Origin of the sequence: Nocardioides anomalus, from assembly GCF_011046535.1 — a bacterium.
Classification (GTDB): domain Bacteria; phylum Actinomycetota; class Actinomycetes; order Propionibacteriales; family Nocardioidaceae; genus Nocardioides; species Nocardioides anomalus.
This window is the reverse complement of the sequence record NZ_CP049257.1, coordinates 2779848-2802800: the sequence shown is the minus strand read 5'-3', so window position 1 is coordinate 2802800 and position 22953 is coordinate 2779848. Positions and strand designations below refer to the sequence as shown.

The window sequence follows — 22953 nt, the reverse complement described above, 5'->3', positions numbered from 1 at the left end:
CCTTCAGGAGCCGGCCGGCTGGTCCTCGACCCGGTCCGGCCGCTCCTGGAGGCCGATGGCGTCGGCCCACAGCCCGGTGAGCAGGTCCACGATGTCGTCCACCGGGGGAGCCTCCTCGCCGCGGCGCGGGCCGACCACGAAGACGTCGGAGCAGTAGCCCTGGACCATGAGGTTCATGGCGCGGGCCAGCTCGTGCGGGTCCTGGGTCGAGCGGACGTAGCCGAGCTCCATCCCCTTGCGCATCTTGCGCGCGAAGCCCTCGCGGAACTGGCTCTCGAAGTCGGCCCGCAGCTGCGACAGCCGGTCGTCGACGTGGCTGGCCACCTCCCAGATGGAGAAGAACGGGCTGCTCTGCGAGTAGAGGTTGACCAGGGCCGCGATGGCCCGGCGCAGCCCGAGGCGGCCCGCGGTGGGGTCCCAGTCGTCGGCCCCGGCCTGGAGCATGCCGAGCGCGTGGTCCGCAGCCAGGGTGGCGACGATGTCGTTGCGGTCGGCGAAGTACTGGTAGATCGTCGGCAGGCTGACCCCGGCCTCCTGGGCCAGGTCGTTGAGCGAGGTGTTGACGTAGCCGCGCTCGGCGAACAACCGTGCCGCCGCCTCCAGGAGCTTGCCCCGCGTGCGCAGCGCGCGCGGTCCGACCGGGGTCTCGCGACCGTCCTGTCGGCGTACGGCGAGTCGGATCTCCTCCGCGGCCTGGATCAACCGGTTGAGCCGCGGGGGCTCCTCGTCGGTCCCGATGCTGTCGGCACTGGTCATGCGCTCACCGCCCCCTTCCTCTGCCACGGCCTGCCGCGCAGGCCCTGACGTCCAGGAGGGATGCTAGACCCTGGTCGGCCCGATGCCCTGATGAACCCTCAGAGTCGACGGGGTGAGCGGTCCCGGCGCTTCCCGCGCGATCCGCTCTTGCCGTCGCCGGGACTTTCTGAATAATGTTCAGAAGTGCGGCCGACTCGCCGGCGGCACGTGAACGGGAGCGACACGTGATGCAACTGTCCAGGCTGTGCCCGGGCGACTGGGTGACCCTGAACGCGCGCTACTTCCCCGGGAACGACTGCCTCGTGGCCGCCGACGGCCGGGTGCGCACCTTCGCCGAGGTCGACGCCCGCGTGACCCGGCTGGTGCGGGCCCTGCGGGCCGCCGGGGTCGGCCGCGGCGACCGGGTGGCGATCATGGCCGTCGACTCCCCGGAGTACGTCGAGCTGGTGCTGGCCTGCATGAAGCTCGGCGCGACGTACGCCGCGCTGAACTTCCGCCTCGCCGGGCCCGAGCTCCGGACCGTGCTGACCGCGAGCCAGGCCAAGCTGATCTTCCTCAGCGCCCGCTACGAGGAGCTCGTCGAGGGCTGCTTCCCCGCGGCCGCCGCGCACGTGCAGGAGCGGATCGCCTTCGACAAGACCGAGGCCGGGCTGACGACCTACGAGGACTTCCTGGCCAGCGGCGAGGACGGCGGCGAGATCGAGTCGGTGACCACCGACGAGGAGATCCTGTCGATCTCCTTCACCAGCGGCACCACCGGCGTGCCCAAGGGCGTGCTGCAGTCGCAGCGCATGATCAAGGCCGTGACCCAGTCGGGCGCCCTCGAGCTGGGGGTCCGCCCGGGCGACCTGCTCATGTCCGGGGCACCGCTGTTCCACGCGGGTGGCTTCGGCCACGTCCTCTACGGCGTCTCGCGGGCGGCCGGCTCCGTGGTCATGCCCCAGTGGGAGCTCGAGACGGCGCTGCACTGGCTGCAGTCCGGGCGGGTGACCGAGGCGATGCTCGTGCCGAGCATGATCATCCAGCTGCTCGGCCACCCACGGGTCACCGACGCCGACTACGCCGGCCTCCGCTCGATCATGTACGGCGGAGCGCCGATGCCGACATCGGTCATCCGGCGGATGAGCGAGGTCTTCGACTGCGACCTGCACAACGGCTTCGGGGCCGGGACCGAGGCCGGTGGCCAGCTGACCCTGCGGCCCGAGGACCACCGGCGCGCCCTGGCCGGCGAGGAGTGGCTGCTCGGCTCCATCGGCAAGCCGGCCTTCGGTTGCGACGTGCGGCTGCTCGACCCGGAGGGGAACGAGGTCCGCGACGGCGAGGTCGGCGAGATCGCCAGCCGCGGCGACACGGTGATGAGCGGCTACCTCGGCCAGCCCGAGCTCACGGCCCGGGCGGTCCGCGACGGCTGGTTCATCGCCGGGGACCTGGCCTGGAAGGACGAGGAGGGCTACCTGCACCTGGCCGGCCGTGCGGACGACATGATCATCCGCGGCGGCGAGAACGTCTACCCGGTCGAGATCGAGGACGTCGTCGGCGCACACGAGGACGTCGAGGAGATCGCCGTGGTCGGCGAGCCCGACGCCCAGTGGGGGCAGGTCGTGACCGCGGTCGTCGTCCTCCGCGACGGTGCGGCACCGCTGACGGTCGAGGCGCTGCGTGAGCACTGCCGGGGTCGCCTGGCCAGCTACAAGGTCCCCACCCGGGTCGTCGCGCTGCACGAGTTCCCGCGCAACGCCTCGGGCAAGATCCACAAGCAGGAGCTCCGTCGCCAGCTGGGAGAGGGGCTCGCGTGACGACCCCCGACGAGATCGAGGCGGAGGCGCGCGCGTTCGCGCAGGCCCAGGGGCTGCCGCGCCGGAGCACCGACGCGCGGATCGGCGAGGGCCCCGACGACGTGATGGGCGTCGGGCTCGACTCCGGCGTCCCGGAGGAGGTCGAGGTCGCCGCGGCGCGCGCCTTCCAGGCCCCGCTGTACGACGCGGGGCTGGCCTGGGTGGACGGACCGCCGGAGCTCGGCGGCCGCGGCCTGGGCCTCGAGCACCGCCAGCGGGTCGAGCACGTGCTCAACCAGTACGAGCGGCCCAACACCACCTGCTTCATGGTCGCCCACGACATCGTCGGTCCGGCGGTCCTCGCCCACGGCGACGAGCGCCAGCGCAAGGAGTACCTGCCCGCCATCTGGCGCGGCGACCTCATCTGCTGCCAGCTCTTCTCCGAGCCGGGCGCGGGGTCGGACCTGGCCAGCCTGCGCACCACCGCCCGCCGCGTCGAGGACGGCTGGGTCGTCAACGGCCAGAAGGTGTGGTCCTCCTTCGCGCACCTGGCCCAGGTGGGGGAGCTGCTGGCCCGCACCGGCGAGCCGGCCGACCGGCACCGCGGCATCACGGCGTTCCTGCTCGACATGTCCTCCCCGGGCATCGAGGTCCGACCCCTGAAGCAGATCACCGGCGTCGAGCACTTCAACGAGGTCTTCTTCGACGACGTCTTCATCCCGGACTCCCAGCGGATCGGGGACGTCGGCGGTGGCTGGCCGATCGCGCTGACCACCCTCGACAGCGAGCGCGCCATGATGGGCGAGGAGCACAACGGGCTGCTCATCGACCCGGTCCGGCGCCTGTTCGCGCTGGCCGAGGCGACCGGTCAGGCCGGTGACCCCGAGGTGCGTGAGCTGCTCGCCGAGGCCTGGGCCCGTGAGCAGATCGTCCGCCAGACCGCCCGGCGCAGCCGCACCGAGCCGCCCGCGGGCCAGTGGGCCTCGGTGCTCAAGCTCCTCAGCACCGAGGACATGGAGTTCTACCTCGCCGTCGCCACCCGCCTGCTGGGCTCGCGCCTGGTGCTCGACTCCGGCGGCTGGGGGACCTACGCCTGGAGCCAGCTGCTCCTCGGCGCGCCCGCGCACCGCATCGCCGGCGGCAGTGACGAGATCCAGAAGAACATCCTGGCCGAGCGGATCCTCGGCCTGCCGCGTGACCCCCGGCCGCCGATCCCGGCGCGCCCGACCACTCCCGAGAACCCGAGGACCACCTGATGCTCACCGGAGACCAGTACCTCCAGTCGCTGCGCGACGGCCGCCAGCTCTACGTCAACGGCCACGCGGTGCCGGACGTGACCGAGGAGCCGCTGCTGCGCGCGAGTGCCCTGGCCGCCGCGGAGGGCTACGACCGCCACTACCAGCCGGGCGAGGACGCCAGCGGGCCCTACTTCCTCATCCCGACCTCGGTGGACGAGCTGCGCCAGGTGCAGGACATGTACCTCGACTGGGACTTCCCGACCATCTCCACGTCCAACGGGCTGCTCATGGTGCTGACTGCGGCCAGCCGGATGCGCGCGGACTTCCCGCAGTACGCCGAGCGCGCGCTGGCCTACTTCGAGGACGCCAAGCGCCGCGACATCCGCATCGTGCAGACCATCACCGACGCCAAGGGCAACCGCTCGCTGTCCCCGAGCAAGCAGGACGACCCGGACCTGTACGTGCGGATCGTGGACCGCTCCGCGGACGGCGTGGTCATCCGCGGGGCCAAGCTGCACATCTCCTCCGCGGCGATCGCCCACGAGCTCATGGTCATGCCGACCAAGCGGATGAAGCCGGGCGAGGAGGACTACAGCGTGGCCGCCGCGGTGCCGGTGAACGCGCCGGGCGTCAAGATCATCAACGCCTCGTTCGCGCCGCGACCCGACCTGGACCCGGACTTCTACCCCTACAGCTCGCGTCACGTGATGACGGAGGGGTTCATCGTCTTCGACGACGTCTTCGTGCCCAACGACCGGCTCTTCCTGGCCGGCGAGGTCGAGCACTCCGCGACCTTCGCCCACGCCCTGGGCCTGTGGGAGCGGCTCGGCTCGGTGGGGAGCTACGTCCGGCTCGCCGACACCCTGGTCGGGCTCGCGCAGCTCATCGCCGAGGCCAACGGGCTCGAGCGCATCGGCCACATCAAGGACAAGATCGCCGAGATGATCACCTACGCCACGCTCATCCGGGCGGGCTTCGAGGCGGCGGTCCAGCACTCGACGTTCACCCCGGAGGGCTGGGCGTCCCCGGACGAGATGTTCACCAACGCCGCGAAGTACCACGCGGCCGCGGAGTTCAGCCGGATGGTGCGCCACCTGCACGACATCGCCGGCGGCTCGGTGCTCACCGCGCCGTCGCTGCGCGACCTGCGCAACCCCGAGACGGGCCCCTACCTCGAGAAGTACATGCGGACCATGGAGGGTGTCGACGCGGAGTACCGCATGCGCCTGTTCCACACCATCCGCGACTTCACCGCGGACGCGTTCGGTGGGTGGAAGCACGTGACGGTCATCCAGGCCGGCGGCGGGCTCTACGCCCAGAAGGTCGTGGTCACCAACCACTACGACATGGAGAACGCCAAGGCCCTGGCCCTGGAGACCGCCGGCATCACGCCGGACGGCACGGTCGTCTCCGCCGCCGAGGTGCCCTCCGCGGAGCTCACCGACGGGTACGCCCCCCTGTGAGCAGCGCCCCCCGCAGTCAGGACGCGAGCAGCGAGGAGGAGCGCCGCGCCCTGCGCGAGGCCTCCCGGCGCCTGCTGGTGTCGCACACGCCGCAGTCGGCCGACGAGCACGGGGCGGCCACCGCGGCGGCGCCCGACCGGCAGGCGTGGACGGCGCTCGCCGAGCAGCTCGGCCTGCTCGGTGTGCGCGTGCCCGAGGAGCTGGGCGGCGTCGGGCTCGGCCTGGCCGAGGAGCTGCTGGTCCACGAGGAGGCCGGCCGCGCGCTGCACGGCGGTCCGTTCCTCCCGGTGCTCGCCCAGACCGTGCCCGCCCTCGTGCGCCACGCGCCCGATCGGCTCGAGGCGGTGCTGGCGGGCGTGGAGGTCGTGGTCCCGGCCTGCACGGCGTGGTACCGACCCGACGCGGCGCCCCTGGTCCTCGACCGGTCCGGCCGCGTGAGCGGCACCGTGCCCTCGGTGCTGGAGCCGGTGGGGGCCGACCGCCTGCTCGTGGTGGCGGAGCGGGACGGCGCGCCTGTGCTCGGGCTGGTGGACGCGGCGTCGACGACGATGACCCGGCTCACGGGTGTGGACCTGACCCGTCGCTTCGCCGACGTCCGGCTGGACGACGTACCCCTCGACGAGCTGGCCCGGGGCGACGACGCACACGAGGCCGTCACCGCCCTCGAGTCCGACGGCGCGCTCGCGCTGTGCGCCGACGCCGTCGGAGCCGCGTCCGCGGCCTTCGCGATGAGCGTGGACTACCTGACGGTGCGCGAGCAGTTCGGCCAGGTCATCGGGGCCTTCCAGGGCCTCAAGCACCAGGCGGCCGACCTCCTGGTCCTGCTGGAGTCCGCGCGCTCGGCCCTGGCCTTCGCCGCCGACGCGCGGCAGGGCGACGACGAGGGGCTGGCGCGGGCCGCGCTGGCGGTGGCGCGCCGCCGCTGCGGCAGCGCGGCGTTCCGGATCACCAACGAGGCCATCCACCTCCACGGCGGCATCGGGTTCACCTGGGAGCACCGGGTGCACCTCCACCACCGCCGCGCCAAGACCGACGAGGTGCTGCTCGACGCCCAGGGCGCCCAGGCGCGGGTGCTGGCCGACGCCGTCTTCGGGCTGTACGCCGCGCAGGGCTGAGGCGTGGACTACGAGGAGTCGACGCCGGCCTGGCGTGACGACCTCCCGCAGGTCGACCTCGACCCGGGGGCCTTGACCCGGGTGCGCTTCGGGCTCGCCGACCGCGTGGCCGTGGTGACCCTGGACCGGCCCGAGCAGCGCAACGCCATCGACGGCCGCAGCCTGGTCGAGCTGACCCGGGTCCTGCACCACTGCGACCGCTCCGACGACGTGGGCGCCGTCGTGCTCACCGGCGCGGGGACCGTGTTCTGCGCCGGCTCGGAGCTGGCCGACGACGGCTTCGGCGGCGAGCCCGCCACCGACCGGGACGAGGTGCCCTGGCTCTCGCCGTGGCAGGTCCGCAAGCCGGTGCTGGCCGCGCTCAACGGCCATGCCGTCGGCGCCGGGCTGACCCTGGCCATGCAGTGCGACGTGCGGTACGTCGCGGAGCAGGCGATCCTGTCCTTCCCGTTCGTGCGCCTGGGCGTCGTCGGGGAGTGGATGGGTCACTGGACGGCGGTGCGCCACCTCGGGGTGGGCCGGGCGGCCGAGCTGTTCTTCACCGGCCGCCGCTTCTCCGGCGCCGACGCCGAGGCCTGGGGGCTGGCCGGTCGGGCCCTGCCCGCCGAGCAGGTGCTGGACGAGACCGTCGCGCTCGCGCGAGAGATCGTCGCGCACGCCTCGCCGGTCTCCCTGGCCGTGACCAAGCGGCTGCTGTGGGAGGCGACGACCGCGGACGCCTCCCGGGCCGGCCACGACGAGCGGCTGCTCCTCGAGGCCCTGCTGGCCGGCCCCGACCCGCGGGAGGGCGTCGCGGCGTACCTCGCGAAGCGGAGCCCGAGCTGGGCGGGCCGGGCCACGACGGACCTGCCGCCATGGCCCGCACCCTGACCCTCAGCCCCTGACCAGGTCGCGCCCGATGATGTGCTTCATGATCTCGTTGGTGCCACCGAAGATCTTCTGGATGCGGGCGTCCTGGTAGTCCCGGGCCACGGGGTACTCCAGCATGTAGCCGTAGCCGCCGTAGAGCTGCAGGCACCGGTCCACCACCCGGTTCTGCACCTCGGTGGCCCACCACTTCGCGTGCGCGGCGTCGACGTCGGTGAGGTCGCCGTCGTCGTGGGCGCGGATGCACTGGTCGAGGTAGGCCCGGGTCACCGTGAGCTCGGTGCTCATCTCGGCCAGCTCGAAGCGCGTGTGCTGGAAGTCCGCGACCGGCTGGCCGAACGCGGTGCGGTCCTTGACGTAGTGCAGCGCCTCGCGCAGCGCCACGTCGGCGCTGGCCACGGCGTGCGCGGCGATGGACAGCCGCTCTAGGGGGAGCAGCCGCTTGAGCTGGCCGAAGCCACCGCCGACGCTCCCGAGGACCTGGTCGTCGGGGACGAAGACGTCGTCGTAGGACAGCTCGGCGGTGTCCTGGGCGTGCAGCCCCATCTTGGCCAGCTTGCGGCCACGGCTGAAGCCGGGCGCGTCGGTCTGCACCACCATGAGCGTGAAGGCGTGGTGTCCGCCCGCGGGGTCGGTGCGCACCACCGTGACGACGAGGTCGGCCGCGGTGCCGTTGGTGATGAAGGTCTTGGTGCCGTTGACCACCCAGCCGCCGTCGACCCGCCGCCCGGCGGTGCGGATGCCCTGGAGGTCGCTGCCCGCGCCGGGCTCGGTCATGGCGATGGCGCCGACCAGCCGGCCCTCGGCCATCCCGGGCAACCAGCGCTGCTTCTGCTCCTCGGTCCCGATCTCGACGAGGTACGGCGCGGCGATGTCGTCCTGCAGCGAGAAGCCGGAGGCCACGGAGGCGGCGTGCACCCGCGCGAGCTCCTCCTGCACCACGTTGCGGAAGCGGTAGTCGTGGAGCCCGGCGCCGCCGTACTCCTCGGGGATGCCGAGCCCGATCACGCCCTGCCGCCCCGCGGCCTCCCAGCAGCCGCGGTCGACCAGCCGCTCCTCCTCCCAGCGCTCGAGGTGGGGGGCGACCTCGCGGTCCACGAACGCCGCGACGCTCGTGCGGAACGCCTCGTGGTCCTCGCCGTACAGGGTGCGCTTCACGGGTCCTCCTGGGGGCCGGTGGGAGACAGGGGATCAGCGGTGCTGGTAGTGCGGGGGCCGCTTCTCGAGGAAGGCCGCGGTGGCCTCGTGCCGGTCCGCGGTGAGGCCGGCGAGCACCTGCTGCCGGTTCTCCAGCTCGATGGCCGCCTCGAGCGACGGCACCTCCAGGGCGAGCCACATGCCCTGCTTGGTGAGCTGCACCGACGCGGGCGGGTTCAGTGCGACCTGGGCCGCCTTGGCCAGGGCCGCGTCGAGCAGCGCGTCGTCGTCGACGACGTCGAGGACGAGTCCGATCTCGCGGGCCTCGTCGGCGTCGAAGAGCCGCCCGGTGAGCATCAGCTCGTGCGCGCGGGCCGCACCGACCAGCCGGGGGAGCAGCCAGGACACGCCGAGGTCGCACGCGGAGAAACCGGCGCGGATGAACGAGACGCCGAACCGGGCACTGCGGGCCGCGATCCGCAGGTCGCTGGCGCACACCAGCGCGAAGCCGCCGCCGGCGGCCGGTCCGTTGACCGCGGCGACCACGGTCTGCGGCATCCGGTGCAGGCGCAGGCTCAGCGCGGCGAGCTCCCGTTGGCGCTCGAGCTCGGCGAGCGGGGTGCCGAGGGTCGCCACCCGTTCTGAGTCACCGTAGTCCTCGAGGTCCAGGCCGGCGCTGAAGGCGCGCCCGGCACCGGTGAGGACCAGGCAGTGGCAGTCGCGGTCCGCGGCCACCTCGTCGAGCGCGGCGCCCAGCGCGCGCACCAGCGCGTCGGTGAGCGCGTTCAGCCGGACAGCCCGGTCCAGCGTGAGGATGCGGACACCCGGGCCGGCGTGCTCGAGCCGCACGAGGGGACGCTCTCCGTCGTGCTCGGGCTCGGGCTCCAGGGGCACGGCGCCGTCTCCGTCCTGTGGGTCTGATGTTCTGATTGTTTGTCAGATTAGCCCGTACCGACCGTTGACACCCAGGATGTGACTGCGATTACATGTGCGCCGTCTGATGAACCTTCAGACATGTCCGCGCGACGAGGATCGGTCGTCCTGCGGCCCGGCTGCTCCAGGCGAGAGAGGACTCCAGATGACCAGAGGGCGACGACTGCGGGCCGGTCTCGGCGTGCTGGCGGTGACAGCGCTGCTGCTGTCCGCGTGCGGCGACGACGGCGACTCCTCGAGCAGCGGCTCCGACGGCTCGAGCGGCTCCGGCAGCTCGGGCGACACCTCGGCCGAGGTGACCAACCAGGACGCCCAGGACATGGTCGACGCCCTGCTCGCCGGCGACGTCGAGTACAACCTGCCGACCGAGTCGGTCGACCCCGGTGAGCACCACATCGCCATCATCGCCAGCGGCCTGGCCTCACCCGGCCCGGCGGTGCTGGCGCAGAACGCCGAGGACGCCGTCAAGGCGATCGGCTGGACCGCGGACCCGACGACCGACGGCAAGTTCACGCCGACCACCCAGGCCCAGCTGATCCAGCAGGCCGTGCTCGACAAGGTCGACGGCATCATCCTGGTCGCGATCACGCCCGCCGCGGTCGACGCGGCCGTGCAGGCGGCGGCGGACGCCGACATCCCCGTCGTGTGCGCCCTCTGCGGACCAGGCCTGCCGGACGGCATGGTCGGTGTGGGCAACGACCCGGACGCAGCGGGCGAGGCGCAGGCGGCGTACGCCGCGTCGGTGGCGAAGCCCGGGGACACCGTGGTGGTCTACCAGAACAGCGAGTTCCAGCAGTCCGAGGAGCAGATGAGCCACGCGGCCGACACGGTCGAGGAGCTGTGCCCCGACTGCAAGGTGGAGCGGCCTGACCTCACCCTGGCCGAGTCCGCCACGCCCAACGCGCCGATCTTCACCTCACTGCTCCAGCAGTACGGCGAGGGCGACCTGAGCTCGGTCCTCGTGCCCTTCGACACCCCGGCCAGCGTGCTCGCCAACTCCGCGCAGGCCCTCGGCCGGACCGACTTCAACGTGGTCGGACTGGGTGCGCTGTCGCCGTTCGTCGACATGGTCGGGGCCGGCCAGCCGGTCGTGGCCAAGGCCGACGTGCTGCTCTCGACCCCGCTCTACGGCTGGGCCTCGGTCGACGAGCTGGCCCGCGTGCTGGCGGGCGCCGACACCTGGGACGCGGAGTCGATGCCGGTCGGCCTGGTGGACGAGTCCACCTACGGCAACTACGAGAAGGGCAACCTGTTCATCCTTCCCCAGGACGACTGGAAGGGCACGTTCACCAGCCTCTGGGGCAAGTGAGCCAGCGGGGGCCACGCGACACCGACTGACCGAACGGACCGGACGAGGGAGCGCATGAAGACGACACCGGAGCTGATGGCGGACTCCTACGCCTACGCCGAGGCGCCGTTCGCCTCCCTCGTCCGGTTCGACGACACGGTCGCGGTGGTCACCGGTGGCGCGGCCGGCATCGGTCGCGGCATCGCCTCGCGGCTGGCCGAGCTCGGCGCCGCGGTGGTGCTCCTCGACGTCGACCCGCAGGTGACCGGGACCGCCGCGGAGCTCGCCGAGCGCCACGGTGCCGAGGTCGAGGGCCGCCTGGTCGACGTGCGGCGCAGCGCCGACCTCGACGCCGTGGCGCGCGCGGCGGCGGCGCGGACCCCGCGCAAGCTGGTGTGGGTCAACGCCGCCGGCATCTACCCCTCCCACCTCCTCGGCGACCTCGGCGACGCCGAGTGGGACGCCGTCGTGGGGCTGGACCTCACCGGGTCGTTCTACGGCTCGCGGGCCGCCGCGCTGGCGGCGCGCGAGGCCGGTCGCGAGGCCGTCGTCATCAACATCAGCTCGGTCGCGGGGTTCCGCACGGGCCGGCCGCCGGGCCTGACGCACTACGCCTCGGCCAAGCACGGTGTGCAGGGCATGACCAAGGCTCTGGCGGCCGAGCTCGGACCCGACGGCATCCGCGTCAACTGCATCGCGCCCGGCGCGGTCGTGACCGACACCCTCGAGTCGAAGTTCGGCTCGATGGACCTCGAGGCCGGCACCGACTACTTCTCGACAAGGGCCCAGGAGATGCCGATCCGGCGGCCCAGCCTGCCCGACGACGTGGCCCGCGCGGCGTGCTTCCTGGCCTCCGACGCCGCGGCCAACATCACCGGCGTCATCCTGCCGGTCGACGCGGGACACCTGACCACGTGAGCGGGATCCTGCCCCTCGACGCGACCGCCGCCGACGACGTGATGATCGAGGTGGACGCGGTCCGCAAGCGCTTCGGTGCGACCCAGGCGCTGGCGGGCGTCTCCTGCACCTTCGGTCGCCACGAGTTCGTCGCGCTGCTCGGACCCAACGGCGCCGGCAAGTCGACGCTCATCAAGGTCCTCGACGGCGTCCACACCGCGGACGCCGGCGCGATCCGCGTCCGTGGCGGGCGTGGCGGCCTCGGCGTCGTCCACCAGGACCTCGGCCTGGTCGAGGAGCTGACCGTCGCCGAGAACATGTTCCTCGGCCAGCCTCGCGCCCTGGTCAACCCCCGCCGCGACGCGCGCCGGGCCGCCGCCGCGCTCGAGGCCGTCGGCCTCACCACCATCGACCCGCACGCCCTCGTCGGCTCGCTGGGGCTCGGTCAGCGCGCCATGGTCGCGGTGGCCCGCACCTTCGACCGCGGCGCGGAGACCGTGGTCATCGACGAGGTCACCGCCGGGCTCCACCCCCACGAGGCGCGCTGGGTCGTGGAGCGGCTCCGCGTCGCCGCCGAGCTCGGTGCCACGGTCTTGATGGTCACCCACAAGCTGGACGAGGCCCTGGGCGTGGCCACCCGGTACGTCGTGCTCAGCGACGGCCGGGTGGCGCTCGACGCCCCGGCCGCGGAGGTGACCAAGGCCCGGCTGGTCGACGTGATGTCGCGCGACCGGCGGGCCGTGGCCGCGCCGGAGCGGAGCGCCCAGGACGTCGAGCGCGACGACGTCGTGTGCTCGCTCGAGGGCGTCCACGCCGGACCGGCCGGCCCTGTCAGCATGGCCGTCCCCGCCGGCCGGGTGACCGCGCTCACCGGGCCGCTCGGCTCCGGGCTGCACGAGGTGGCCTACGTCGCCGCGGGCCTGCTCGAGGCCACCGCAGGCCGTGTGTTGGCGGCCAGGGGCCTGCGCCGCGCGTGCGTCCCGGCCCACCGCGAGAGCGAGGGCGTCTTCCCCGAGGCCAGCGTGGAGTTCAACGTCGCGGCGGGAGGCTGGCGGCGTTGGCGCGGCCCGCTGGGTCTGCTCGACGTCCGCGCGATGCGCCGCGACTGCGACGCGGCCGTCGCGGCGCTGAGCGTCGTGCCGCACCGGCTGGACGTGGGCGTCTCCGACCTCTCCGGCGGCAACCAGCAGAAGACGCTCTTCGCCCGTGCCCTGATGCGAGACCCCCAGCTGCTGGTGCTGTGCGAGCCGACCCGCGGTGTCGACGTGGCCACCCGGCGCGAGATCTACGCCCAGGTGCGCGAGGTGGCCGAGCGCGGCGCCGCGGTCCTCGTGGCGTCGACGGACTACGAGGACATCGCCGCGCTGGCCGACACCGTGGGGGTGCTCGACGCCCGGGGCCGGCTCACCGGGTGGCTGCCGCCCGACCGCTTCTCCGAGCTGACCGTCGAGCTGGCCTGACGCCCCGCAGACCGACCTGCACCCGAGGAGACCGATGAACACCGACGAGGTGACCGACGCGATGACCGTGCAGGACCCACCCCCGCCCGCGACCGAGCCCGACGCCGCAGCGCCGGCTCGGCGCGGACCGACGCTGGAGATGGTCTCGTCGGTGGCCACCGTCGTGGCCTTCGGCGTGGTCTTCGTGGTCTTCGCCGTCTGGCTGGGCACCGAGTTCTACGACGTCACCCGGCTCTCCTTCGACGCCAGCCGCAGCGCGCCCCAGCTGGTCCTGGCCGTGGCCGTCGCGGTCTGCCTGAGCGGTCACCAGTTCGACTTCAGCGTCGCGGCGGTGGCGACCGGCGCCTGCTTCATGAGCGTCGGCCTCTTCGTCAACAACGGGTGGTCGATGCCGCTGGCGCTGCTCGCCGCGGTGGTCGCCGGCGCCCTGGCCGGCCTGGTCAACGGCCTGCTGGTCACCCGGCTGCGGGTCAGCGCGTTTATCGCCACCCTCGGCACCAGCGGGCTGGTCGCCGGCCTCGGCGTCGCCTACTCCGCCGGCACCGTCGTCGGCCCCACGCCCGACAGCGGGCCGCTCCCGGACTGGTTCTCGGGCGCAGGCTCGATCGGCGACTTCCAGAACAAGGTGCCCCTGGTCGTCGGCCTGGTCGTGGTGGCCGCGGTCGTGCTGTCCGCGCTCATCTCGCTCGACCAGCGCTTCCCGGGACCGGACCGGCTGCGCCCTGCACGCACCATCGGCCTCGTGGTCGTGACCGCCCTGCTGGTCCTGGGCGGCTGGGCGCTCGGCGTGCCCCGCGAGATGGACTGGATGATCGTCTTCGTCGTCGCCCTGGCCGTCGTGGCGTGGACCGTCATGAAGTACACCTCGCTCGGTCAGGCGGTGTACGCCGTCGGCGGCAGCCCGAAGGCCGCCTCCTTCGCCGGCATCCGCACCGACCGGGTGTGGCTGTGCCTGTTCGTGTTCTCCGGAGCCATCGCCGCCGTGGCCGGCTGCCTCATCGCCTCGACCCAGGGCAGCGCGGCGCCGGGCGTCGCGGACCCGCTGCTCCTCCCGGCGTACGCCGGCGCCTTCCTCTCCACGGTCATCATCAGCCGGGGCCGCTTCCACATCTGGGGCACCGTCGCGGGCAGCCTCGCCCTCGTCTACGTCACCGACGGGCTCGTCGTCGGCGGCGTGCCCTACACGTGGACCCAGGTCATCAACGGCGCCGTCCTCATCGTCACCGTCGCGCTGAGCACGATCCTGCAGCGCCGGCCCGGTCGATGACGACGGGCACCGACGTCGCCGTCGTCACGGTCCGCACCACCGCGAGCGCGGTCGTCGCCACGCTCGACGACGGGAAGGTCAACGCGCTCGGGCTCGAGCACGTCCACGGTCTGCGCGCCGCGCTCACCACGGCGACCGAGCACGAGCTCCCTCTGGTGCTGGCCGGCCGTCCGGGCGTGCTCAGCGCGGGCTTCGAGCTCGCGCTGGTCGAGGCGGACGACGACGAGGACTTCCGGCACCTGCTGGTGGAGACCGAGCTGCTCTGCCTGGACCTGCTGACGGCACCGGTCCCGGTCGTCGTCGCCTGTACCGGCCACGCCGTGGCCGCGGGCGTCCTGCTGCTGCTGTGCGCCGACCACCGAGTGGGGACGACGGGGGACCACCTCGTCGGCTTCACCGAGGTCCGCCTCGGCATGGTCCTGCCGGACTTCGCGCTCACGCTGGCGCGGGCCCGGCTCGACCCGCGCGCCTTCGTCCGTGCCACCGTCCTGGGCGAGGCGCTGGCGCCCGGCGCCGCCGTCGACGCGGGGTTCCTCGACGTCGTCGCCGACGACCCGGTCGCCGCGGCCGAGGCGGCGGCGGCCGACCTCGCGGCCCTCGTCGGACCCGCCCTGGCCACCACCCGCCGGCTCGCGCACGCGCCCACCGTGGACACGCTGCTGCGCCAGTCGCTGCTCGCCCCGGACCGGCAACCGTGACCGCGACGTACGACGGTGCGGTCGCCGTGGTGACGGGCGCGGCGTCGGGCATCGGAGCGGCCACGGCGCGCCGCCTCGAGGCGCTCGGGGCCACCGTCGTCGGGCTGGACCGAGCCTGGGGCTGCGACGTGCGCGACGACCGGTCGGTCGAGGACGCGCTGCGCGGCGTGGAGCGCGTCGACGCCCTCTTCAGCTGCGCCGGCGTCACCGGGGCGAGCGGACCCGAGACCACGCTGGCGGTCAACGTGCTCGGCCTGCGGCGCGTCACCGAGCGAGTCCTGGAGCGGATGCCCGACGGCGGCTCGGTCACGCACGTGGCCTCCGTCGGCGGCTGGGCGTGGGAGCACCACTACGACCTGGTCACCGAGTTCCTGGCCGAGGTCGACGACGCCGGGCTGCCGGCGTGGTGCGCGACGCACGCCGACCTGCTGGAGCCCAGTGCCTACCCCTTCAGCAAGCAGTGCGTGGTCGTCGAGACCCTGCTCCGCGCGGCCGGCCTCGCCCCGCGCCGGATCCGGGTCAACGCGACCTGTCCCGGGCTGGTCGACACCCCCATGGTCGACCAGGCGCCCGCAGCCTCGGGACCGGGCTTCGTGTCCGGCTTCCCGCTGCCGTTCGGGCGCCTCAGCACCGTGGAGGAGCAGGCGGCGGCGCTGACGTTCCTCGGCGGCCCCGACGCCGGTGCACTCTCGGGCGCGGTCGTGCCCACCGACCACGGCCTGCTCTCGGGTGTCCGGGTCGGCGCCATCGCCTCACCGTTCGTGGACGACCCCAGGAGGACAGCGTGATCGTGGTCAGCGGCTCGATGCGGATCGGGCAGGACTCCCTGGAGGCCTTCCGGGACGTGAGCCGAGTGCTGGTCGAGGAGACCCTGCGCGAGCCGGGCTGCGCGGCGTACTCCTTCGCCGAGGACGTCTGCGAGCCCGGCCGGTTCCTCATCTTCGAGGAGTTCGCCGACGACGCCGCGCTGGAGGAGCACGTCCGGGCCGAGCACTACCGCACCTGGGGACGCGCACTGCGCGACCTCGAGGTGCTCGAGGTCGCGGTCGCGAAGTACGACGCCTCGGGACGCACGGTGCTGCGGTGACGGGGGCCGACGTGCTGGACTTCCCGGACGGCGTCGCGCTGAGCGAGACGCTGCGGATGATGGGCCAGGCCCGCGCGATGCGACGGCTCCGGCCGGACCCGGTGCCGGACGAGCTGGTGCGCGCGCTGGTGTGGGCCGGGACGCGGGCGGCCAGTCCGAACAACACCCAGCTGTGGCGCTTCGTCGTGGTGCGCGAGGCGGAGCAGCGGGCCGCGATCGGCGGCACGATGGAGGAGTTCTTGTCGTGGATCGACGCGCTGGGGGAGCCGGCCGACGAGCACGACGCGCACATCCGCGCCGAGGCCCGCCACCTCGTCGCGAACGTGGCCCAGGCGCCGGTGCTGATCTTCGTGTGCGCTGAGCACGCCTACCCCGAGCGCGGCCCCGACCCGCGCTACCTCTGGTCGGTGGTCAACACGGCCAGCCAGAACATCCTGGTGGCGGCCCGGGCCCTCGGCCTGGGCGCGACGCTGACGATGATGCAGGTGCGCAACGAGCAGAGCGTGCGCGAGGTCCTCGGCCTGCCCGAGAACGTCCAGATCGGGACGATGATCCCGGTCGGGTGGCCCGACCGGGCCTTCGGTCCGGCGCGTCGGCTGCCGCTGGACGACGTGGTCCACCTCGAGCGCTGGCAGGAGGGGTCGTGAGCGGCCCGTTCGACGGCGCGCTGCCCGAGCGCGTGTCGGTCCGGGAGGTGGGCCTGCGCGACGGCCTGCAGATCGAGGCGCCGGTGCCCACCGAGGCCAAGCTGCGACTGCTCGAGGCGGTCGTCGCCACCGGGGTGCCGCGCGTGGAGCTCACCAGCTTCGTGTCCGCGCGGGCCGTGCCGGCGCTGGCCGACGCCGAGCGGGTGGCCGCGGCGGCCCTGGAGCGGTTCGACGACGTCCTCTTCTCGGCCCTCGTCGCCAGCCGCACCGGCGTCGACCGTGCCCTCGCCGCCGGCCTCACCGACGTGGAGTACGTCGTCTCCGCCAGCGACACCCACAGCCGGGCGAACGTCGGGCGCGGCACGGAGGAGTCGGTGGCCCTGACCGCCGAGCTCGCCGAGACCGTGCACGCGGCCGGCGGCCGGCTGGAGGCGGTCATCGCCATCGCCTGGGACTGCCCGTTCGAGGGGCCGACGCCCCCGGAGCGGGTGCTGGGCATCGCCGAGGCGGTCGTCGCCGCGGGCGCCGACGCCCTGTGCCTCGCCGACACCATCGGCACCACCACGCCCCTGCGCCTGGTCGAGCTGGTCCGCGCCACCCGCGAGCACGCACCCGGTCTCGACGTCGGCATCCACCTGCACGACACCCGGGGGATGGGCGCCGCGAACGCGCTGGCGGCGGTCACCGCGGGCGTGACGTCGCTGGACGCCTCCGTCGGCGGCCTCGGCGGGTGCCCCTTCGCTCCGGGGGCGAGCGGGAACGTGGCCACCGAGGAGCTGGTCTACCTGCTCGACGGGATCGGGGTCGCGACCGGGCTCGACCTCCGGGCGGTCCTGCACGCGGCCGGCGTCGCGCGTGACGCGGTCGGGCACGAGCTGACCAGCTCGCTGCTCAAGGCCGACGGGGGTGCCGCGTGACGACGTACCTCCCGCCCACCGAGGAGCAGCAGGCGCTGCGGGGCACGTTGCGCGTCTTCTTCCGCGAGCGGTGGCCCGAGACCGAGCTGCGCGCCTCGCTGGAGCTGGCCGACGGTCACCCGCGCGGACTCTGGCGCGCGATGGCCGACGAGCTCGGCCTGCACGGAGTCGCGGTCCCCGAGGAGCTCGGCGGCAGCGGCTTCGACTACGCCGACCTGCTCGTGGTGCTGGAGGAGATGGGCAGTGCGCTCGTCGGCGGCCCGTTCTTCGCCTCGGTCGCGCTCGCCGCGCCCCTGCTGCTGGCGCTGCCGGACTCCGCCGACGTGCGGGCCGAGCTCGACGGCGTCGCCACGGGCGCCCGGGTCGCCACCGTCGCGGTGGCCGAGCAGCCGACCCGGTGGCACGCCGACACGTTCGGCACGCGCGTGGAGGGCGCGGGGCCGGAGCGCCGGGTGACCGGCGAGAAGCTCTTCGTGCTGGCCGCCGAGGTGGCCGACACCTTCCTGGTCCTCGGCCGGCTCCCGGACGGCCAGCCGGCGGTGCTGGCGGTGGAGCCGGGGGCAGGGGTCGGCGTCGAGCCGATGCGCACCGTCGACCTCACCCGGCGCCAGGCCCGGGTCCGCTTCGACGGGGCGCTCGGCCACCTGCTGGCCACGGGCGCGGCCGCCGAGGAGGCGGTGGCCACGATGACGTCGTACGCCTGCGTGGCCCTGGCCGCCGAGCAGGTCGGTGGGGCCCAGCGGGTGGTCCGGATGGCGAGCGAGTACGCCCAGGTCCGCGAGCAGTTCGGTCGCCCCATCGGGGCCTTCCAGGCGATCAAGCACCAGCTCTCCGACGCGCTCGTCGCGGTGGAGGCGGCCCGCGCGGCGCTGGCCCACGCCGGCGCGGCGTACGGCACACCGGGCTTCGCACGCGCCGCCAGCGTCGCCAAGGCGTTCTGCTCCGAGGTCTACTCCGCGGCGGCCGAGACCACCATCCACGTCCACGGCGGGATCGGGTTCACCTGGGAGCACCCGGCGCACCTGTACTACAAGCGGGCGGTGACCAGCGAGGTCCTGCTCGGCGGGCCGCGTCAGCACCGCGAGCAGATCGCGCAGTCCCTGCTCGCCCCGGGCACGCAGGAGACAGCACGGTGAGCAACCTGTCGTCGGCCAAGCCGGCCAACTGGGTCAGCCTGCACGCCCGCACCTTCCCCGACCGGCCGTGCCTGGTGACGGCCGAGCGGACGCACACCTTCGGCGAAGTGGCCGGGCGCATCAACAGGATGGCGCGGGCGCTGACCGAGCAGGGGATCGGCCGGCACGACCGGATCGGCATCCTGGCCACGGACTCGGTGGACTACATGGTGCTACTGATGGCGTCGATGAAGGTCGGCGCGACCTACGTGCCCTTCAACTACCGGCTGGCTCCGCAGGAGATCGGCACCTTTGCGCGGGCGGCGAACCTCCAGGGGCTCGTCACCATGGCGCGCTACGCGGACTACACCGCGGTCGTCGAGAGCGTGTGCCCCGAGCTGCGGTTCCGGGCGTCCTTCGACCCCGTCGAGGGCTGGCCGCTCGTCGCCGACCTGATCGAGGCGCAGGAGGACGACAGCGACGTCGACGTGCCCACAGAGGACGAGGACGTCGTCTCGATCATGTTCACCAGCGGCACGACCGGCAGCCCCAAGGGCGTCATGCAGTCGATGCGGATGATCGGCGTCTCGACCAACGTCTCGCTCGTCGACTTCGGCTACCGCGTCGACGAGCTGCGCTACTCGGCGTCGCCGATGTTCCACGCCGCCGGCATGGGGTGCGTCTACTACGGCTTCGCGCGCGGCTTCGCCTCCCTGATCCTCGACCAGTTCGACCCGGCCGTGCTGCTCGACTGGATCCGGCGCGGCGAGCTGACCGGCGCGCTGCTGATGCCCACCATGCTCCGCGCGGTCCTGGACGTGCCCGGGGTGCGCGACCAGGCCTACCCGAACCTCCTCTCGATCGCCTACGGCGGGGCGCCGATCGGCATCGCGCTGTTGCGCGAGGCTCTCGAGGTCTTCGACTGCGACTTCATCAACACCTTCGGCGCCGGCACCGAGGCGGCCGGGCAGGCGATGTTCACCCCGCGCGACCACCTGCGGGCGCTGGCCGGCGAGGAGCACCTGCTCGGGTCGATCGGACGGCCGGTGTACGGCGTGGAGCTCAAGCTCTGCGACGACCAGCTGCGCGAGGTGCCGCGCGGCCAGGTCGGTGAGATCGTGACCCGCTCGAACACCATCATGAGCGGCTACCTCGACGACCCCGAACGCACCGCGCAGGCGGTCGTCGACGGGTGGATCCGCTGCGGCGACCTGGCCTGGATGGACGACGACGGCTACCTCTTCCTGACCGGCCGCAAGTCCGACATGGTCATCCGCGGCGGCGAGAACGTCTACCCGGTCGAGATCGAGACCGTGCTGCTGGAGCACCCGTCGGTCGCGTCGGTCGCCGTCGTCGGGCAGCCGGACGAGTACTGGGGCGAGGTCGTGGTCGCGGCGGTCGAGCTCGCCGACGGCCAGGTCCTCGACGAGGCCTCGCTCGCGGCGCACTGCCGTGAGCGGCTGGCGGCGTACAAGGTGCCGGTGCGGTTCCTGGCCATGACCGAGCTGCCGCGCAACGCCAACGGCAAGCTGCAGAAGTTCGCGATCGGGCCGCTCGTGGCGGCCCGGCTGGCCGAGCAGGAGGACGAGTGACCAGCACCGACGAGGCCCAGCGCGCCGACGCCTTCGCGGCCCGCGTCGAGGCCTTCCTGGCCGAGCGCTACCCGCCGCGGCCGCGGACGCTCGAGCACGGCTGGGGTGACGACTCCCTGGTCGGCGCGGCCTTCCGGGAGAGCCACGACGAGGTCGAGGACCTGCGGCGGGCACGGGCCCACCAGCGCGAGCTCTTCGACGCCGGTCTGGCCTGGCTCGGCGGGCCTCGGGAGTACGGCGGGGCCGGCCTCGGCCCGGCCGAGCGTCGCGCCTTCGCCCAGGTCGCGAGCCGCTACGAGGTGCCGGACGTCAACGGGCTGCTCGTCGGCCAGGAGATCCTGGCCCCCGCGGTGCTCGCGCACGGGACCGACGAGCAGCGCGCCAGGCTCCTGCCGGCCCTGTGGAGCGGCGACCTCGTCGGCTGCCAGCTCTTCTCCGAGCCCGGTGCGGGCAGTGACCTGGCGTCGCTGCGCACCCGCGCGGAGAAGGTCGACGACGGCTGGGTCGTCAACGGTCAGAAGGTGTGGTCCTCCGGTGCGCACCTGTCGCAGGTCGGGGAGCTGCTCGCACGCACCGACCCCGATCCGGAGAGCCGCAGCCGGGGGCTCACCATGTTCGTGCTGGACATGGCGGCGCCCGGGGTCGTCGTCCGGCCCCTGCGGCAGATGACGGGCACGGCGCACTTCTGCGAGGTCTTCCTCGACGACGTCTTCCTGCCCGACTCGGCGGTGCTGGGCGAGGTCGGCGCCGGCTGGGCGGTGGCCAACGTCAGCCTGAGCAGCGAGCGCGACAACTTCGGCGACGAGAGCGCCGACCTGTTCGTGCGCCTCTTCGACCGGCTGGTGCTCCTGGCCCACGAGGTCGGGGCAGACACCGACGCGACCGTGCGCGACCGGCTGGCCGACGCCTACATCCGCGAGGCGATCACCGAGCTGCTGCCGCAGAGCCTCGCCGCGGGGGGTGGGCCGGTCGCCGGGGTCGGACCCAGCCTGGTGAAGCTGTTCGCCACCGATGCGAACCGCCGGCTGGCCCAGACCGCGCTCGACCTCATCGGCCCGTCCCTGGTCACCGACACCGGCGCCTGGGGCACGTTCGCCTGGTCGCGGGTGCTGCTCGGCCTGCACGCGACCCGCATCGCCGGCGGCACCGACGAGATCCAGCGCAACATCATCGCCGAGCGCGCGCTCGGGCTGCCCCGCGAGCCGCGCCCGGCGGCACGCGGGTGAGCGCGGCCCGGGCGACCGCGCTCGACACCGCCGCGGTCGACGAGCTCGAGGACCGGCTGCGCCGCTCGGTGGAGTCCATCCACACGGGCGCGCGCCGCGTGGGCCGCTCGCAGAAGCTCGGACCGCAGGCCGAGGCGACCCGGCGCCGCCTGGCCGACAGCGCCCGGGCGCTGTTCCGAGAGCAGGGCTACACCCGCACCACGGTCGCCGACATCGCCTCGCGCTCCGAGGTCAGCCTCGGCACCTTCTACCAGTACTTCGAGGACGTCCACGACGTGACCGCCCTCGTGCTGGTCGACTTCGTGCGCGCCTCGCTGGCCAGCGGGCTGGACCGCTGGGACAGCCTGGCCGGTGAGCCCGGGCTGCGGGGCTTCCTCGACCGGTTCCTCGGGCTGTACGTCGCGCACGCGGAGCTGCTCGAGCTCTGGGAGACCGGCACGCTCGTCTCGCCCCGGCTGCGGTCGCTTTACCAGGACTACAGCCGCGTCTACCGCGGCCGGCTCGAGGCGTGCGTCGTCACCGGGGTGGCCGCCGGACGCGTGCGCGCCGACCTGCCCGCCTCGCGGCTCGCCGACCTGCTGGCCACCCTGGTCGAGCGCTACTGCTACGAGCACTTCGTGCTCCACCGCGAGACCGCTCTCGACGACCACGTCGACGTGCTGGCCGCGGGGCTCGTCGGGCTGCTCGGGCTGAGGGGACCGTCCGAGGGGGCCGACGGATGAGGACCGCGCTGATCACCGGTGCCTCGCGGGGCATCGGCCGCGCCGTGGCCCTGAGCCTGGCGGCTTCGGGCTTCGGGCTGACCGTGTCCTCCCGCCGCGACGAGGACCTGGTCGAGCTGGCCGCCGAGCTGCGCGCGGCCGGGGCGCCGCGGGTCGCCCACCGCGCCAGCGACCTCACCGACCTCGACTCGCTGCCGCCCCTCGCCGAGGCCCACGAGCGCGCGTTCGGGGCGATGAGCGTGCTGGTCCTCAACGCCGGCATGGCGGCCAAGGGTGCGGTGGACACCTTCCCGCTGCGTCGCTTCGAGCGCACCCTGACCGTCAACCTCACGTCGCAGTTCGTGCTCACCGCGGCCGCCCTCCCGCTGCTGCGCCGGGGCGCCGCCGCCGACCCCGAGCACGGCGCCCGCGTGGTGGCCGTCTCCTCGCTGACCGGCCGCTACGCCGAGCCCGGCCTGGCGGCCTACGCCGCCAGCAAGGCGGCGCTCACCTCCTTCGTCGAGACGCTCAACCTCGACGAGGCGGCCTCCGGCGTCACCGCGTCGGCGATCCTGCCGGGCTACGTCGACACCGACATGACCGCGGGCCTGGAGGGCGTGGCGGCGGAGACGATGATCCGCGTCGGCGACGTGGTGACGGTCGTGGACATGCTCGTGCGGCTGAGCCGGCACGCCTCCATCACCGCCATCCCGGTCTCGCGCAGCCTGAGCGGCGGCTACCGGGCCTGAGCCGGCGGAAGCCTTCCGTCCGCAA

The 22953-nt window shown here is 73.6% G+C and carries 22 protein-coding genes; 19 read left to right on the top strand and 3 right to left on the bottom strand.

Annotated features, from left to right (window positions below; all coding sequences use genetic code 11):
- Positions 1 to 3: 3 nt before the first annotated feature.
- The gene (locus G5V58_RS14065) at positions 4 to 756 is read right to left on the bottom strand and encodes a TetR/AcrR family transcriptional regulator (RefSeq protein ID WP_165233823.1); all 753 of its coding nucleotides are present in this window, start codon (positions 754 to 756) and stop codon (positions 4 to 6) included.
- Between the two features lie 227 nt (positions 757 to 983).
- Here G5V58_RS14065 and G5V58_RS14060 point away from each other — a divergent pair, with 227 nt between their 5' ends.
- From G5V58_RS14060 to G5V58_RS14040, 5 genes are read left to right on the top strand one after another with little or no spacing between them, the layout of a single operon-like run.
- On the top strand, positions 984 to 2552 hold the full coding sequence (locus G5V58_RS14060; protein WP_165233820.1) for a class I adenylate-forming enzyme family protein: 1569 nt from the start codon (positions 984 to 986) through the stop codon (positions 2550 to 2552).
- Positions 2549 to 3787: an acyl-CoA dehydrogenase family protein gene (locus G5V58_RS14055; protein WP_165233817.1), complete on the top strand. Its 1239-nt coding sequence runs from the start codon at positions 2549 to 2551 to the stop codon at positions 3785 to 3787. The genes G5V58_RS14060 and G5V58_RS14055 overlap by 4 nt, the downstream gene beginning before the upstream one ends.
- Positions 3787 to 5232, top strand: coding sequence for a 4-hydroxyphenylacetate 3-hydroxylase N-terminal domain-containing protein (locus tag G5V58_RS14050; RefSeq protein ID WP_165233815.1), 1446 nt, complete (start codon positions 3787 to 3789; stop codon positions 5230 to 5232). Before G5V58_RS14055 ends, G5V58_RS14050 begins: the two co-directional genes overlap by 1 nt.
- Entirely contained in the window at positions 5229 to 6347 is a 1119-nt protein-coding gene (locus G5V58_RS14045) for an acyl-CoA dehydrogenase family protein (RefSeq protein ID WP_165233812.1), read from the top strand. Before G5V58_RS14050 ends, G5V58_RS14045 begins: the two co-directional genes overlap by 4 nt.
- A 3-nt stretch (positions 6348 to 6350) precedes the next feature.
- On the top strand, positions 6351 to 7217 hold the full coding sequence (locus G5V58_RS14040) for an enoyl-CoA hydratase/isomerase family protein (RefSeq protein ID WP_165233809.1): 867 nt from the start codon (positions 6351 to 6353) through the stop codon (positions 7215 to 7217).
- 3 nt (positions 7218 to 7220) lie between these two features.
- On the opposite strand, the gene G5V58_RS14035 is transcribed toward G5V58_RS14040, so the two are convergent.
- Positions 7221 to 8372: an acyl-CoA dehydrogenase family protein gene (locus tag G5V58_RS14035; protein ID WP_165233806.1), complete on the bottom strand. Its 1152-nt coding sequence runs from the start codon at positions 8370 to 8372 to the stop codon at positions 7221 to 7223.
- Between the two features lie 33 nt (positions 8373 to 8405).
- Positions 8406 to 9245: an enoyl-CoA hydratase/isomerase family protein gene (locus G5V58_RS14030; RefSeq protein WP_230486625.1), complete on the bottom strand. Its 840-nt coding sequence runs from the start codon at positions 9243 to 9245 to the stop codon at positions 8406 to 8408.
- 184 nt (positions 9246 to 9429) lie between these two features.
- Here G5V58_RS14030 and G5V58_RS14025 point away from each other — a divergent pair, with 184 nt between their 5' ends.
- From G5V58_RS14025 to G5V58_RS13960, 14 genes are read left to right on the top strand one after another with little or no spacing between them, the layout of a single operon-like run.
- Entirely contained in the window at positions 9430 to 10593 is a 1164-nt protein-coding gene (locus tag G5V58_RS14025; protein WP_165233803.1) for a substrate-binding domain-containing protein, read from the top strand.
- Positions 10594 to 10647: 54 nt separating this feature from the next.
- A complete protein-coding gene (locus G5V58_RS14020) occupies positions 10648 to 11490 on the top strand; it encodes an SDR family oxidoreductase (protein WP_165233800.1) in 843 nt (280 codons plus the stop codon).
- On the top strand, positions 11487 to 12929 hold the full coding sequence (locus tag G5V58_RS14015; RefSeq protein ID WP_165233797.1) for an ATP-binding cassette domain-containing protein: 1443 nt from the start codon (positions 11487 to 11489) through the stop codon (positions 12927 to 12929). Before G5V58_RS14020 ends, G5V58_RS14015 begins: the two co-directional genes overlap by 4 nt.
- Before the next feature lie 34 nt (positions 12930 to 12963).
- Positions 12964 to 14196 carry an ABC transporter permease gene (locus tag G5V58_RS14010; protein WP_165233794.1) on the top strand — a complete coding sequence of 411 codons (1233 nt, stop codon included), beginning with the start codon at positions 12964 to 12966 and terminating at the stop codon, positions 14194 to 14196.
- Positions 14193 to 14894 (top strand): crotonase/enoyl-CoA hydratase family protein, encoded by a 702-nt coding sequence (locus G5V58_RS14005; protein WP_165233791.1) that lies wholly within the window; start codon positions 14193 to 14195, stop codon positions 14892 to 14894. Before G5V58_RS14010 ends, G5V58_RS14005 begins: the two co-directional genes overlap by 4 nt.
- Positions 14891 to 15682, top strand: coding sequence for an SDR family oxidoreductase (locus G5V58_RS14000; RefSeq protein ID WP_165233788.1), 792 nt, complete (start codon positions 14891 to 14893; stop codon positions 15680 to 15682). Before G5V58_RS14005 ends, G5V58_RS14000 begins: the two co-directional genes overlap by 4 nt.
- Complete coding sequence (locus G5V58_RS13995; protein WP_165233786.1) at positions 15679 to 15981, top strand: putative quinol monooxygenase; 303 nt, start codon at positions 15679 to 15681, stop codon at positions 15979 to 15981. The genes G5V58_RS14000 and G5V58_RS13995 overlap by 4 nt, the downstream gene beginning before the upstream one ends.
- On the top strand, positions 15978 to 16628 hold the full coding sequence (locus G5V58_RS13990) for a nitroreductase family protein (protein WP_165233784.1): 651 nt from the start codon (positions 15978 to 15980) through the stop codon (positions 16626 to 16628). Before G5V58_RS13995 ends, G5V58_RS13990 begins: the two co-directional genes overlap by 4 nt.
- Entirely contained in the window at positions 16625 to 17545 is a 921-nt protein-coding gene (locus tag G5V58_RS13985) for a hydroxymethylglutaryl-CoA lyase (RefSeq protein ID WP_230486624.1), read from the top strand. The genes G5V58_RS13990 and G5V58_RS13985 overlap by 4 nt, the downstream gene beginning before the upstream one ends.
- Positions 17542 to 18681, top strand: coding sequence for an acyl-CoA dehydrogenase family protein (locus G5V58_RS13980; RefSeq protein ID WP_165233782.1), 1140 nt, complete (start codon positions 17542 to 17544; stop codon positions 18679 to 18681). Before G5V58_RS13985 ends, G5V58_RS13980 begins: the two co-directional genes overlap by 4 nt.
- Positions 18678 to 20252: a class I adenylate-forming enzyme family protein gene (locus tag G5V58_RS13975; protein ID WP_165233780.1), complete on the top strand. Its 1575-nt coding sequence runs from the start codon at positions 18678 to 18680 to the stop codon at positions 20250 to 20252. Before G5V58_RS13980 ends, G5V58_RS13975 begins: the two co-directional genes overlap by 4 nt.
- On the top strand, positions 20249 to 21478 hold the full coding sequence (locus G5V58_RS13970; protein ID WP_165233778.1) for an acyl-CoA dehydrogenase family protein: 1230 nt from the start codon (positions 20249 to 20251) through the stop codon (positions 21476 to 21478). The genes G5V58_RS13975 and G5V58_RS13970 overlap by 4 nt, the downstream gene beginning before the upstream one ends.
- Complete coding sequence (locus G5V58_RS13965; protein WP_165233776.1) at positions 21475 to 22200, top strand: TetR/AcrR family transcriptional regulator; 726 nt, start codon at positions 21475 to 21477, stop codon at positions 22198 to 22200. Before G5V58_RS13970 ends, G5V58_RS13965 begins: the two co-directional genes overlap by 4 nt.
- Entirely contained in the window at positions 22197 to 22928 is a 732-nt protein-coding gene (locus G5V58_RS13960; protein WP_165233774.1) for an SDR family NAD(P)-dependent oxidoreductase, read from the top strand. The genes G5V58_RS13965 and G5V58_RS13960 overlap by 4 nt, the downstream gene beginning before the upstream one ends.
- The last annotated feature ends 25 nt before the right edge of the window (positions 22929 to 22953 follow it).